Source organism: Micromonospora sp. CNZ299 (genome assembly GCF_002754415.1).
Window position 1 is genome coordinate 2688694 of the sequence record NZ_PEFG01000001.1, and the last position, 14135, is coordinate 2702828.

11 protein-coding genes are annotated in these 14135 nt (G+C 71.6%); 7 read left to right on the forward strand and 4 right to left on the reverse strand.

What is annotated here, in order from left to right:
• Window positions 1–75 precede the first annotated feature (75 nt).
• From CLT68_RS12825 to serA, 5 genes are all read left to right on the forward strand, one after another.
• Window positions 76–2430, forward strand: coding sequence for a putative bifunctional diguanylate cyclase/phosphodiesterase (locus tag CLT68_RS12825; RefSeq protein WP_486482428.1), 2355 nt, complete (start codon window positions 76–78; stop codon window positions 2428–2430).
• A 187-nt stretch (window positions 2431–2617) separates the two neighbouring features.
• Window positions 2618–4501 carry an acetolactate synthase large subunit gene (locus tag CLT68_RS12830; protein ID WP_099851097.1) on the forward strand — a complete coding sequence of 628 codons (1884 nt, stop codon included), beginning with the start codon at window positions 2618–2620 and terminating at the stop codon, window positions 4499–4501.
• 82 nt (window positions 4502–4583) lie between these two features.
• On the forward strand, window positions 4584–5099 hold the full coding sequence (ilvN, locus tag CLT68_RS12835; RefSeq protein ID WP_088946549.1) for an acetolactate synthase small subunit: 516 nt from the start codon (window positions 4584–4586) through the stop codon (window positions 5097–5099).
• A 93-nt stretch (window positions 5100–5192) separates the two neighbouring features.
• Window positions 5193–6206 (forward strand): ketol-acid reductoisomerase, encoded by a 1014-nt coding sequence (ilvC, locus tag CLT68_RS12840; protein WP_088946550.1) that lies wholly within the window; start codon window positions 5193–5195, stop codon window positions 6204–6206.
• Window positions 6207–6671: 465 nt separating this feature from the next.
• Window positions 6672–8270 (forward strand): phosphoglycerate dehydrogenase, encoded by a 1599-nt coding sequence (gene serA / locus CLT68_RS12845; protein ID WP_099851100.1) that lies wholly within the window; start codon window positions 6672–6674, stop codon window positions 8268–8270.
• Window positions 8271–8345: 75 nt separating this feature from the next.
• Here serA and CLT68_RS12850 read toward each other — a convergent pair whose 3' ends face one another.
• On the reverse strand, window positions 8346–8702 hold the full coding sequence (locus CLT68_RS12850; RefSeq protein ID WP_088946552.1) for a hypothetical protein: 357 nt from the start codon (window positions 8700–8702) through the stop codon (window positions 8346–8348).
• Window positions 8703–9087: 385 nt separating this feature from the next.
• Window positions 9088–9930 (reverse strand): FAD:protein FMN transferase, encoded by an 843-nt coding sequence (locus tag CLT68_RS12855; RefSeq protein WP_099851102.1) that lies wholly within the window; start codon window positions 9928–9930, stop codon window positions 9088–9090.
• Between the two features lie 230 nt (window positions 9931–10160).
• Here CLT68_RS12855 and CLT68_RS12860 point away from each other — a divergent pair, with 230 nt between their 5' ends.
• Window positions 10161–11192, forward strand: a complete 1032-nt coding sequence (locus tag CLT68_RS12860; RefSeq protein ID WP_099851104.1) for a 3-isopropylmalate dehydrogenase — start codon at window positions 10161–10163, stop codon at window positions 11190–11192.
• Between the two features lie 163 nt (window positions 11193–11355).
• Entirely contained in the window at window positions 11356–12453 is a 1098-nt protein-coding gene (locus CLT68_RS12865) for a branched-chain amino acid aminotransferase (RefSeq protein WP_099851107.1), read from the forward strand.
• 79 nt (window positions 12454–12532) lie between these two features.
• Here CLT68_RS12865 and CLT68_RS12870 read toward each other — a convergent pair whose 3' ends face one another.
• Together CLT68_RS12870 and CLT68_RS12875 are read right to left on the reverse strand one after the other, a co-directional pair.
• Window positions 12533–13288: a tyrosine-protein phosphatase gene (locus CLT68_RS12870; RefSeq protein ID WP_486482156.1), complete on the reverse strand. Its 756-nt coding sequence runs from the start codon at window positions 13286–13288 to the stop codon at window positions 12533–12535.
• Between the two features lie 56 nt (window positions 13289–13344).
• A complete protein-coding gene (locus CLT68_RS12875) occupies window positions 13345–13803 on the reverse strand; it encodes a hypothetical protein (protein WP_088951510.1) in 459 nt (152 codons plus the stop codon).
• Between the last annotated feature and the right edge of the window lie 332 nt (window positions 13804–14135).

Below are 14135 nucleotides of genomic sequence, written 5' to 3' on the forward strand. Positions count from 1 at the left end.
CCAACAGATGCACACCCAGCCCCCCACGGCTCGCGCGCATCCGGCACTCTTGGGAGCGTGCATCTCCCCCCGGGCATGGTCGCTGTGGCGGCGCTCAGTGGGCTCGCCGCCGCCGTGGCCGCCGTGCTGCTGACCGTCGTCGCCTGGCGGCGTACCGGGCCGCGCCGGCCCGCACACGTGCTGCTCGCCGCAGCCGCCGGGGTCGCGCTGCTCAGTCTGCTGGCCGGGGTCGTGGCCGCGCTCAGCGCGAACGACCACTGGGCCCACGAGCAGGGGCAGCGTACGGGCTGGGCGACAGTGGTGGCGATCGGCGCGGCAGTGAGCGGGCTGGCCTTCGCCGCCGGTCTTCTCCGGCTGCCCGGGGTTGCCGCCACCGCGTCGGGAACGGCCCGGCTCGCCCTGGACGGGTTGGTCATGGCGGCCGCGCTGTGGTTCGTCGGCTGGGTGCTCTTCTCCGAGCCCACCCGGCTGCTCGGCGCCGCCACCCCGATGGCCTGCCCGGCGATCCTGGTGGCCACGGTGAGCGCCGCCCTCGGCGCCGGGCTCGCCGTGATCGTGGTCTTCCGGGCCGCGACCCCCCGTCGACGGCTCGCCGCGCTGGGTTCCGGCATCACCGCGGTGACCTGCGGTGGTCTCGGCCTGAGCGCCGGGCTCTGCCAGGCCGGGCCGACGATGGCGCTGACCGGTGCTGCGGTGCTCGCCGCCGGCCTGCTGACCGTCGCGCTGTCGGTGTACCGGGCGGACCGGCCAGGGCAGGTCGATCTGGACCTGATCGGCCGCGACGGCGAGTACGCCATCGCCCCGATGTTGGCGATGGCCGCGTCGGCGATGTACCACCTCGCCCAGGACGGCCGGTTCACGGCGGCGGGCATCGTGGCCGGCAGCGTGGAGGGCTTCGCCCTGGTGGCGCGGCAATACCTCACCCTCCGCGACGTCCGGGGGTACGCGGACCGCCTGGCCGAGCGGGAGGCGCACTTCCGCGAGCTGGCGCACACCGACCCGTTGACGTCGTTGGCCAACCGGCGTGGTCTGCTCCGCGCACTGCACGACAGCGCCGCGACGGGCAACCCCCGCGTCCTGCTCGGCCTCGACCTGGACGGCTTCAAGAACGTCAACGACATGCGCGGTCACGACGTGGGCGACGCCGTGCTGGCCGAGGTGGGCCGGCGCCTGCGCGCCAACCTGCGCCCCGGCGACGTGGCCGCCCGCCTGGGCGGCGACGAGTTCGCAGTCCTCATGCAGGGCCGGCCGGCCGAGGCGGACCGGGTCGCCGAACGGTTGCTCGGGGTGGTCAACCGGCCGTACGACGAGCCGGAGGGGCCGGTCTTCCTGTCGGTCAGCATCGGGGTGGCCGGGTCGGCCGGCGAGGGAGACGTGGAGCTGCTGCTGCGCCACGCCGACCTGGCGCTGCGCTACGCCAAGCAGCGCGGCAAGAACCGGATCGAGCGTTACGACGCGGCGTACGACCAGCTGTTGCGTCGGCGGACCGCGGTGGAGCACGAGCTGCGCGGCGCCATCGACCGCGACGAGCTGCGGTTGGCTTTCCAGCCGGTGGCGTCGCTGCCGTCGGTGCGGCCGGTCGGCGCCGAGGCGCTGCTCCGCTGGCACCACCCCGAGCTGGGCAACGTCCGTCCGGACGAGTTCATCCCGCTCGCCGAGGAGTGCGGGATGATCGCTCCGCTCGGCGCCTGGGTGCTGCACCAGGCCTGCTACCAGCTCTCCCGGTGGCTGGCCGACGGGCACGACGTGTGGGTGTCGGTCAACGTCTCCCCGCGTGAGCTGCACGCCCCGGAGTACGTGGTCCAGGTCGCCGAGGCGCTGCGCGCCCACCACGTGCCGCCGCAGCGGCTGGTGCTGGAGGTCACCGAGCACGCGGTCGCCACCGACCTGGACGAGCTGATCCGGCGGCTGACCGCGCTGCGGTTGACCGGTGTCCGGATCGCGCTGGACGACTTCGGGGCCGGCTACTCGTCGCTGGGGCAGTTGCGGCGGCTCCCGATCGACATCCTGAAGATCGACCACAGCCTGGTCGCCGAGCACGAGCCGGTCCGCCCGGTCGACCAGGACGGTCCGGCGTTCGCGCCGATGGTCGACATCGTCATGCGACTGGGCCACCAGCTGGGGCTGGAGGTGATCGCCGAGGGGGTGACGACGCCGACCGAGCTGGCCGCCGTGGTGGCCGCCGGATGCCGGTTCGGCCAGGGCGCGCTCTTCGGCTGGGGAGTGCCGGCCGAGCACCTGGAGGCGATGCTGGAGGCGGCGACCTCACCCGGTGCGCGGCCTGCTCCGCTGCCCACGCCACGTCGGCATCCGGGCGGGTCAGGGCAGCTCAAGCCGCCTGCCGACAGCGCGTCGCCGACCGACGCGCCGACGTCCGTTAACCAACATGTGGGATCAGTTGACTCATCGCGTGAGATGCGTCAGGCTTAGCCGCATGTCGTCGTACCGGTCGCTGCGAGTACTTACCTGAGCGCACTCTCCCTCCTGAGAGTGCGCTGGCCCCGTGCATCTGCACGAGGGCCGTTTTTATTGCCATCGGAACCTGGCGACGCGAGCCCCGCCCGTGTCGCATCGCTTGACTAGCCACCAGCCACTCCAGCCGAAGGCCAGAACCGTCATGACGAGACCCACGCCCGAGACCCTCGCCCACACCGCCCGCCGGGCCCGCGCCTCCGCCGACCCCGCCGTCGACGTCGACCCGGCCGCCGCACGCAGCGCGGCCACCCCGGCTGTCCCGGCGGTACGACCCACCGCCTCGGCCCAGGTCTCCGGGGCCGGCTCGCTCGTGCGGTCCCTCGAGGCGCTCGACGTCGACGTCGTCTTCGGCATTCCGGGCGGCGCGATCCTGCCCGCGTACGACCCGCTCTACGACTCCACCGTCCGGCACATCCTGGTGCGGCACGAGCAGGGCGCCGGACACGCGGCGACCGGGTACGCGCAGGCCACCGGTAAGGTCGGCGTCTGCATGGCCACCTCCGGCCCGGGCGCGACGAACCTGGTCACCCCGATCGCCGACGCGTACATGGACTCGGTGGCGATCGTCGCGATCACCGGGCAGGTGGCCAGCCCGTTGATCGGCACCGACGGCTTCCAGGAGGCCGACATCCAGGGCATCACTCTGCCGATCACCAAGCACAACTTCCTCGTGCAGAACGCCGAGGAGATCCCGCGGGTGCTGGCCGAGGCGTTCCACCTGGCCAGCACCGGGCGACCCGGCCCGGTGCTGGTCGACATCCCCAAGGACGTGCTCCAGGCGCCGACCACCTTCAGCTGGCCGCCGACCCTGGACCTGCCCGGCTACCGCCCCACCCTGCACCCGCACGGCAAGCAGATCCGGGAGGCGGCGCGGCTGATGTCCGGCGCCCGCCGGCCGGTGCTCTACGTGGGCGGCGGCGTGCTCAAGGCCGGCGCCACCGACGGGCTGCGCCGGCTGGCCGAGCTGACCGGCATCCCGGTCGTCACCACGCTGATGGCGCTCGGCGCGTTCCCCGACTCGCATCAGCAGCACCTGGGGATGCCCGGCATGCACGGCACTGTCGCCGCGGTCTACGGCCTGCAGAAGGCGGATCTGATCGTCGCGCTGGGTGCCCGGTTCGACGACCGGGTCACCGGCAAGCTGGACTCGTTCGCCCCGGACGCGACGGTGGTGCACGCGGACATCGACCCCGCCGAGATCGGCAAGAACCGGCACGTGGACGTGCCGATCGTCGGCGACGCCAGGCACGTCATCGACGAGCTGATCGCCGCGGTGACCGTCGAGCGGTCGGCGGGTCACAGCACCGACCTGGGTGACTGGTGGACCCAACTGGACGACCTGCGCAACCGCTACCCGCTGGGCTACGACGAGCCGTCCGACGGCACGCTCTCCCCGCAGTACGTGATCAAGCGCCTGGGCGAGATCGTCGGCTCCGACGCGATCTTCGTGGCCGGGGTGGGCCAGCACCAGATGTGGGCGTCCCAGTTCATCTCCTACGAGAAGCCGTACACCTGGTTGAACTCCGGCGGTCTCGGCACGATGGGCTACGCGGTGCCGGCGGCGATGGGCGCCAAGGTCGGCAAGCCGGACACGGTGGTCTGGGCGGTGGACGGTGACGGCTGCTTCCAGATGACCAACCAGGAGTTGGCCACCTGCGCGTTGGAGGGCATCCCGGTCAAGATCGCCGTCATCAACAACGGCAACCTCGGCATGGTCCGGCAGTGGCAGACGCTGTTCTACAACGAGCGCTACTCCAACACCGAGCTCGGCACCCACAAGCACCGCATCCCCGACTTCGTCAAGCTCGCCGAGGCACTGGGCTGCGTCGGTCTGCGCTGCGAGAACGCGGCCGACGTGGACAAGACCATCGCCGCCGCCATGGAGATCAACGACGCACCGGTGGTGATCGACTTCGTGGTCGGCAAGGACGCGATGGTCTGGCCGATGGTCGCCGCCGGCACCAGCAACGACGAGATCATGTTCGCCCGCGGCGTCCGCCCGACCTTCGACGAGGATGACATTTAACTATGAGTGAGCGAAGCGAACGAATCATCGAGCTCAGTGATGCGCAGGGGCGTGCCAGGACCGAGCGAAGCGAGGTCGTGGCATGACGATGCACACTCTGTCCGTGCTCGTGGAGAACAAGCCGGGCGTCCTCGCCCGGGTCTCCGGCCTGTTCTCCCGGCGCGGGTTCAACATCGACAGTCTCGCCGTGGGTGAGACCGAGAACCCGGACGTCTCCCGGATCACCATCGTGGTCAACGCGGAGTCGTCCCCGCTGGAGCAGGTCACCAAGCAGCTGAACAAGCTGGTCAACGTGCTGAAGATCGTCGAGCTGGATCCTCAGGTCTCGGTTGCCCGCGAGTTGCTGCTGGTGAAGGTCCGCGCCGACAGGTCCGCGAGGTCCCAGGTGCTGGAGACCGTCAACCTGTTCCGCGCCCGGGTCGTCGACGTCGCACCGGACACGTTGACCATCGAGGCCACCGGCACCCCGGACAAGCTCGACGCTCTGCTGCGCGATCTCGAAGCCTTCGGCATCAAGGAGATGGTCCAGTCCGGGCTGGTGGCGATCGGGCGCGGCTCGCGTTCGATCACCGCCGGTCCCGCACTGCGGGCCGCCTGACCGCCACCCGGTCGGCCCTGGCGGGCTGCCCCGGAACCCATCAACACAGACCACGACGGGCCGCCCCGGCCGTCGTACGAAAGGGAAGTTCTCATGAGCGTTGAGGTGTTCTACGACGACGATGCCGACCTCGGCCTGATCCAGGCCAGGAAGGTCGCGGTGATCGGCTACGGCAGCCAGGGTCACGCCCACGCGCTGTCGCTGCGTGACTCGGGCGTCGACGTGGTGATCGGTCTGCCGGAAGGCTCGAAGAGCCGTCCCAAGGCCGAGGAGCAGGGCTTCCGGGTCCTCACGCCGGCGCAGGCCTCCGCCGAGGCTGACGTGATCATGGTGCTCGCACCGGACACCGCCCAGCGTTCCATCTACTCGGAGTCGATCGCCCCGAACCTCGCCCCGGGCAAGGCCATCTTCTTCGGCCACGGCTTCAACATCCGGTACGGCCTGATCACGCCCCCGGCCGAGGTGGACGTGGCCATGGTCGCGCCGAAGGGCCCCGGCCACCTGGTGCGCCGCCAGTACGCCGACGGCAAGGGCGTGCCCTGCCTCGTCGCCGTCGAGCAGGACGCCAGCGGCAACGCGTTCGCCCTCGCCCTCGCGTACGCCAAGGGCATCGGTGGCACCCGCGCCGGCGCGATCAAGACCACCTTCACCGAGGAGACCGAGACCGACCTCTTCGGCGAGCAGGCGGTGCTCTGCGGCGGTGCCTCCGCACTGGTGCAGACCGGCTTCGAGGTGCTCACCGAGGCGGGTTACGCCCCGGAGGTCGCCTACTTCGAGTGCCTGCACGAGCTGAAGCTGATCGTCGACCTCATGTACGAGGGCGGCATCGCGAAGATGCGCTACAGCATCTCCGACACCGCCGAGTACGGCGACCTCTCCCGCGGCTCGCGCATCATCGACTCCCGGGTCAAGGACGAGATGCGCAAGATCCTGGGCGAGATCCAGTCCGGCGAGTTCGCCCGCGAGTGGGTCGCCGAGGACGAGGCCGGCCGGCCCAACTTCACCAAGTGGCAGGCCGAGGGTGCGGCGCACCCGATCGAGGAGACCGGCAAGAAGCTGCGCGGCATGATGAGCTGGGTCGACCGCCCGATCACCGAGACCGCCTGACGCATCCTGCGACACCGACGGCCCCGGCCGGCGCTCTCCCCAGCGTCGCCCGGGGCCGTCGGACCATGCGCCGCCCCGCCCCTCAACGCGCTCGATGCCCTCCGTGATCCGCGCAACATCAGGGATATTGCGCCCTCTGGCTGCTTCGAGGCAGCAGTTTCCCCGATGTTGCGCGGGTCATGGCGCCAGCGTGCGCGGGGGTGCGGGGCCCCGGGGGCACCCGGTGTGGGTGGGGCGTCTTGTTTCCGGGACCGTTTCGACCCGGTGAACGGTCGATGTCCGTCGCCCGACCGGGCGTGTGAGGGCCCTCACCCCGAAGACCGGAACATGCTGGGCAGCAAGGCACCTACGATCGCGGGTAGGTGCAGCAGCCGGCACCTGACGGCCACGGCACGGATCAGCGCAGGGTGCAGTGCGGCGCCCCGCCGCCCGGGCCGATCGCAAACACGACCTCTACGAGGACCGATGAATCCTGTCGTACTGATCGCCGAAGAACTCGCCCCCGCCGCCATCGAGGTGCTCGCCCACGACTTCGACGTCCGTCACGTCGACGGCACCGACCGTCCGGCCCTGCTCGCGGCGCTCTCCGAGGCCGACGCCGTGATCGTGCGCAGCGCGACCCAGATCGACGCCGAGGCGGTCGCCGCCGCGCCGCGACTCAAGGTGGTCGCCCGGGCCGGCGTCGGGCTGGACAACGTCGAGGTGCCGGCCGCCACCGCCCGGGGCGTCATGGTCGTCAACGCGCCCACCTCCAACATCGTCTCCGCCGCCGAGCAGGCCGTCGCACTGCTGCTGGCCGTCGCGCGTAACACCGCGAGCGCCAGCTCCGCGCTCAAGGCGGGGGAGTGGAAGCGGTCGAAGTACACAGGCGTCGAGGTGCAGGGCAAGACCGTCGGCGTGGTGGGGCTCGGTCGCATCGGGGTGCTCTTCGCGCAGCGCATCGCCGCGTTCGGCACCCGGCTGATCGCGTACGACCCGTACATCCAGCCGGCCCGCGCGGCGCAGCTCGGCGTACGTCTGGTCGGTCTGGAGGAGCTGCTGCGGGAGAGCGACTTCATCTCCATCCACCTGCCCAAGACGCCGGAGACGGTGGGGCTGATCGGTGAGAAGGAGCTGGCGATCGTCAAGCCCGGCGTTCGCATCGTCAACGCCGCCCGTGGCGGGCTGGTCGACGAGCAGGCGCTCGCGAACGCGATCGCCGAAGGGCGGGTCGCCGGCGCCGGTGTCGACGTGTACAGCAAGGAGCCGTGCACCTCGTCGCCGCTGTTCGCCTTCGACAACGTGGTGGCAACCCCGCACCTGGGCGCCTCCACCCACGAGGCGCAGGACAAGGCGGGTCTCGCCGTGGCCAGGAGCGTCAAGCTGGCGTTGCAGGGCGAGTTCGTCCCGGACGCGGTGAACGTGCAGGCCGGCGGCGTGGTCGCCGAGGACGTCCGGCCGCTGCTGCCGCTGGCGGAGAAGCTGGGTCGGGCGTTCACCGCTGTCGCCGGTGGGGTTGCCGCCAGCGTCACGGTCGAGGTGCGTGGCGAGATCGTCAGCCACGACGTGTCGGTGCTCAAGCTCGCCGCCACCAAGGGCCTGTTCAGCTCGGTGGTCGAGGAGCAGGTCACCTACGTCAACGCCCCGTACCTGGCGGCCGAGCGTGGCGTCGAGGTCACCCTGGCGACCCTTGCCGAGACGGCCGAGCAGCCCACGTTGGTGACTGTGCGTGGCGCGCTGCCGGATGGTCGTACGGTCAGCGTCTCCGGCACTGTCACCCACTCCGGTGCCCGGGACGTCCTCAAGCTGACCGAGGTGGACGGGTTCGACGTGGAGATCGGCGCGGAGGGCATCCTGCTCTTCCTGCGCTACGCCGACCGGCCCGGCGTCGTCGGCACCGTCGGCACCCTGCTCGGCGAGTCCGGCATCAACATCGCCGCCATGCAGGTGGCTCGGCGCGAGGCGGGCGGTGAGACGCTGATGACGCTGACCGTCGACCAGGCGCTCGGCGCGGACCTGCTGACCTCTGCCGCCGACTCGATCGGTGCCACGTCGGCCAGCGCCGCGGACCTGCGCGACGAGTAGTAGACGACAAACACTGTGGGGGGCCTGGCGATTCGCCGGGCCCCTCGTCATTTCCCGTCCGAGCCGCCGGCCAGGTCAGCCGGGTAGTCGGGCCGGGGGCGGGTAGACCGAGCCGTCCTGCGGGTCGAAGAGCATCAGCCCGTGCTCGCCGGCCAGCCGTTCGATGTCCAGCAGCACCTGGTCCGCGCAGGTCGGGTGCAGGTTCAACTCGACGTGATCGTGTGCGGCGTGCAGTGGCGCCACCGCCCACGGGCTGTTCGGGCCGGGGTGGCGGTCCGGATAGGAGGCGGTGATGGCGCGGTAGAAGCTGACCACCCTCGGGTCGGGGTAACGGTCCACGTGTCGCCCCTGTCGGCAACCGTCGACCGCTGTCCGTACGTCCTCGGGCGTCGCCCCGTGCTCCAGGGCCCACACGCTCAGATCGAAACTCACGGCGGACAGCGTGCCATCCGTCGTTCACCATGTCGAAACTGCCTCGCGGCCGGGTCAACCACCGGATACCGCAGTCTCCGGTCACGACGGTCCGCTGTGGAGACTCTTGCGTCGAGTTGCGTCGATTCGCTAGCGTACGTCTGCGGTCACTGGCCGAGTTCGAGGCGCCGGCCCGTCTTCGGGTGGCGCGGTCGACGTCCGGCCCGACCGGTCCGCACCCCTCGATTGTGCGAGCCACGCGCACTCGTCGCTGACCGGCCCCCACGGTCGTTGCCGAGACCGTGGGGGCCGATCGCATCGGCCCGTCCGGCCGCCTGTAAGCGGCCGAGGTGCGAGTCGGGCCCGAGCGCCGCGGGGAGACGGGCTCGTTGCGACGACGTTCTTCTCAGCGTCGGTGTGCGAACAGCGCGCGATAGTCGGAGTTACCACGGAACCACGACAGGCCGGTGGGGCCGGCCGCGTAGAGCGCTGTGGCGTACGCGTCGGCGATGGCGAGGTCTGGGCCCACGACGGTGGCGGCGACGAGCTGGTCGGCCGGCTCACCGGTGTGCGGGTCCACCACGTGCCCCTGCCGCCCGGTCACCCCGGACGTGCCGACCGCTCCGGCGGTCATCTCCAACACCAGCGGGGCGCGCTCGGGTGCGGTGGGGTGGTGCACCGCGACCCGCCAGGGCCTACCGTGCGGCGCGTGGCCGCGAACGACGAGGTCGGCACCGGTGAGGACGGCGTAGTCGTGGATGCCGGCGGCGCGAAGCCGCTCGGCGGCGCGTTCGACAGCCCAGCCGCCGAGCAGACCACCCGGGTCGAAGCCGCCGGGCACCGCCCAGGCGTCGAACCACCCGTCGGTGGCGGCGCGCATGGCCGTGCAGCGGTCCACCAGGTCGGCGAGTGGCGGGTACGAGTCGGGGCTGATCTCGCCCCTGCGCAGGCGGGAGACCAGGCTCTCCGGCCGGTTGGGACCGTAGGTGAGGTCGATGGCGCGCAGCTCCGCCACGCTGTCCCTCAGTGCCTCGCCGACGCCGCGCCGGCCGAGCCACGCGGGGGCGTTGAGCAGGAGGGTGTATTCGGCGGTCGCGGTGCGAACGGTGTGCTGCACCGCGATCCGGCCATCGGTGGCGGAGGTTGGGTCGATGCGGTGTCGACGGCTGCCGAGTCGGAGGTCCGGCCGGCGGGTGCGGAATGCGGCCGGGTCCGGCCAGCGGGTCCGCGGCTGCTCGTCGATGCGCATCGCATCTACCCCCTCGCGCTTGGCGTCGCGTCGTCGCGTCGCCGATGGTCGGCAGGCCCCCGTGACCCGCTGACCACCACGGTATGCAGCGGACATGACCGCCCCATGAGTCTCAGCTGAGAGGGTGCTGTGCATCCGCGCGTCCCGAATATTGGAAGGCGCGTACCGGGAGGCGGGACACCCACGTACCGTTGCCCCGGAGGAGAACCGTTGAGCAGAGGAGTGCGGTCGTGGCGCGGATCGCTGTGGTTGCCGGGGACGGTATCGGGCCCGAGGTGGTCGCGCAGGCCCGCAAGGTGCTCGACGCGGTGCTGCCCGGCGTGCAGGCCACCGAGTACGACCTCGGCGCCGCCCGCTGGCACCGTACCGGAGAGGTGCTGCCCGACTCCGTGCTGACCGAGCTGGCCGGGCACGACGCGATCCTGCTCGGCGCGGTCGGTGACCCGACGGTTCCGCCGGGTGTGCTCGAGCGAGGGCTGCTGCTCAAGCTCCGGTTCGCCTTCGACCAGTACGTCAACCTGCGCCCGTCCCGGCTCTGGCCCGGGGTCGCCGGCCCGCTCGGCAACGTCAAGCCGGGCGAGGTCGACCTGGTGGTGGTGCGCGAGGGCACCGAGGGTCTCTACGCCGGGGCCGGTGGTTCGCTGCACCGGGACACCCCCGCTGAGGTCGCCACCGAGGAGAGCCTGAACACCCGGCACGGCGTGGAGCGGGTCATCCGCGACGCTTTCGCCCGCGCCGGCCGCCGCGAGCGGCGCAAGGTCACCCTGGTGCACAAGACCAACGTGCTCACCCACGCCGGGTCGCTCTGGTCGCGCACCTTCGACGTGGTCGCCGCCGAGCACCCGGACATCGCCACCGAATACCAGCACGTCGACGCGGCGGCCATGTTCCTGGTCACCCAACCCCAGCGCTACGACGTCGTGGTCACCGACAACCTCTTCGGCGACATCCTCACCGACATCGCCGCCGCCGTCACCGGCGGGATCGGGTTGGCCGCCAGTGGCTGCATCAACCCCGAGGGGACGTACCCCTCGATGTTCGAGCCGGTACACGGCTCGGCGCCGGACATCGCCGGGCAGGGCATCGCCGACCCGGTCGCCGCGGTGCTCTCCGCCGCGTTGCTGCTGGAGCAGCTCGGGCACGCCGAGGCCGCGGCCCGGGTCAACGCGTCGGTCGCCGTCGAGCTGGCCAGCCGCGCTCCGGGCGTGACGCTGCGTACCGAAGAGGTAGGCGACCGGCTCGCCGCCCACGCCGTAGCCTGACCGACCCGACCCCACCAGCGACCGGCCCGGCCTCGGCCCGGCCGGGCCGCTCTGTCTCGCCCGAGCGGCGCTACCCGCTGAACGACCGTTCGGGGTAAGTTTCTGGCACAGCCAAGTCGGTGTGCGATTCCGCATGCCGTTGTCCCGCAGGGAGGTCAGCGCGATGAGCGGTGGTGACAAGCTCGACTTCGAGATCCGTCCGAATCCCGCACCGGTATCGGCCGCCGACCGGGCCGCCCTGCTGGCCAACCCCGGGTTCGGCCGCGTCTTCACCGATCACATGGTCACGGTCCGTTACGCCGACGGCAAGGGCTGGTACGACGCCCGGGTCGAGGCTCGGGCCCCGATCCCGATGGACCCGGCCAGTGCGGTGCTGCACTACGCGCAGGAGATCTTCGAGGGGTTGAAGGCGTACCGGACGGCCGACGGTGGCGTGACGATGTTCCGACCGGACGCCAACGCCGCACGCTTCGCCACGTCGGCGCAGCGGATGGCGATGCCGGTGCTGCCGCCCGAGGTGTTCGTCGACTCGCTGCACAAGCTCATCGAGATCGACCGGGAGTGGATCCCCACCGACGAGCACGGCAGCCTCTACCTGCGGCCGTTCATGTTCGCCAGCGAGGTCTTCCTCGGCGTCCGCCCGGCCAACGAGTACCTCTACATGGTGATCGCCTCACCGGTCGGCGCGTACTTCACCGGTGGCGTCAAGCCGGTCACCGTCTGGGTTTCCCCGGACTACACCCGGGCCGCGCCCGGCGGCACCGGCGCGGCCAAGTGCGGCGGCAACTACGCCGCGTCGCTGGCGGCCCAGGCCGAGGCCATCGAGGCCGGCTGCGACCAGGTCGTCTTCCTGGACGCGGTGGAGCGCCGGTTCGTCGACGAACTGGGAGGCATGAACGTCTTCTTCGTCTACGACGACGGCACGGTGGTGACCCCACCGTTGACCGGCACGATCCTGCCGGGCATCACCCGCGATGCCATTCTCGCGCTGGCCGGGGCGGCCGGGCACCAGGTCGAGGAGCGGCCGGTCAGCTTCGCCGACTGGCAGGCCGACGCCGCCAGCGGACGCCTGAAGGAGGTGTTCGCCTGCGGCACCGCCGCGGTGGTCACCCCGATCGGTGGGGTCCGCTTCCCGGACGGCGAGTTCCTGATCGGTGGCGGCGAGCCCGGCCGGGTCACCATGGCTCTGCGTCAGCAGCTGGTCGAGATCCAGCGTGGCGATGCCGCCGACCCGCACGGATGGGTGCAGCGGGTCTTCTGACATCCGTCGCTGCGCCGGCCCGTCCAGAGGGACGGGCCGGCGCAGTCGGACCGGTACAGGCGTCCGGAACCTCGGCGGTCTACGCCTCGGTGGGCTCGGCGAGCAGGTGGTCGCGGAGGGCGGCGAGCTGCTCGTCGGTCACGCCGGCGTGCCGCAGGTACGCCTCGACCGAACCGTGCCCCTCGCGCAGCTCGTCCAGGAAGATCTGCATCGCCTCGGCGGGTGAGGCCAGGAACGGCGCCGGCAGGTCCCCGCCGTCCGGGTTGATGGAGGCCAGCCACGCGCTGTACCGGGCCGACGCCTCGCTGCTGAGCGCGTAGTCCGCGGTGATGTCCGCATCGTCGACGCCGAGCACGGCGAGGGTCAGCGCGCAGACGATGCCGGTGCGGTCCTTGCCGGCGACGCAGTGCACCACCACCGGGGCGTTGGCGGAGTCGGCGATCAGACCGACGGCCTCGGCGAGCCCGGCGGTGCCGGTCTGGGCCAGGGCGGCGTACCGGTCCGCGAGGTACCGGGCCAGGCTCGCGCCCTCCTCGTGCGGCACGCCCGCCCAGTCGTCGTGCTCCGGGTGGATGTGCCGGTAGGTCAGCCCCTGGTATGCCGGCACCCGGCCGTCCCGCTCCACCTCGGTCGGGCGGCGCAGGTCGATGACCGTGCGGATGCCGATCGCGACGAACGCGTCCCGGTCCTGTTCGGTGAGGCGGTGCAGCGAGTCGGAGCGGTAGAGCCGACCACGGCGTACGGGTCGGCCACCGTGCCCGAGGTAGCCGCCGGCGTCGCGGAAGTTGAAGGTGGCGGAGAGCGGGATCTGTCGGCTGTCGTCGATGGCGTCCACGCCCTCACGGTAACGGCCGGTGGGTCCGTGCCCCACCGGCCGCCGGGGCCGAACCGTCAGCGTGCCGTGCCGGGCGGAAGCGCACCGTACGTCTCGTCGTAGTAGCCGCCCAGCTGATCCCGGTAGCTCGGGTCGCTGTGGCTGGTCTCGTCGTACTCCGGGGCGGCCTTGATCTGGTCGCGGGTCCGGTCGACGGAGACGGTGCGCTGGTCGTGGTCGACCTGGTTGACGGTGCCGGCCGGCAGCATCACCTTCTTACCGAAGATCCAGGGGCCGGTGTCCACGACCAGGTAGCTGCCGTCCACCTCGTGGCTGGCGCTGTCGATCTTGCCGATTCCACCGTCGGTGGCCTCGACCTTGTAGCCGACCAGGTCGGCGTCGGCCACCCCGGCCTGGTCCCGGTAGCGCCAGGGGTCGAAAGTGCCGGCCGGCGCGCCGCCGGGCACCGTGCCCTGGTCGCCACCGCGCAGCGGGTCCGGCCCGGCGTGGGTGGCGTGGGGATCGATCCTGTCCATGCCGTTCACTCCTGACTGTCGCCGATCGTCTCGGCGTAGGTGGGTGCGTCCCCGCAGGAGCTACCCGTCCGCCGGGGGCCGGAAACGGCGGGAGGCCGAGGCCGCGGCGCGGCGGGAGGCCGAGCCGCCCGGTGCGGCGGCGGCTCGTCGGGGCGTACGTGCGCAGGTCGGCGCTGGATACACCGTCCCGCTATATGGATTGTTCCTCCCAAAACCACGGGCGGAGTGGCAGAGTGGCCATCGTGACCAGCACCGCCCTGATTATTGCGACCTAGCGCGCCGGCCCCCTCCGCCGAGCGCGCAGACCTCCCGCATCCGCGGGAGGTCTTTTT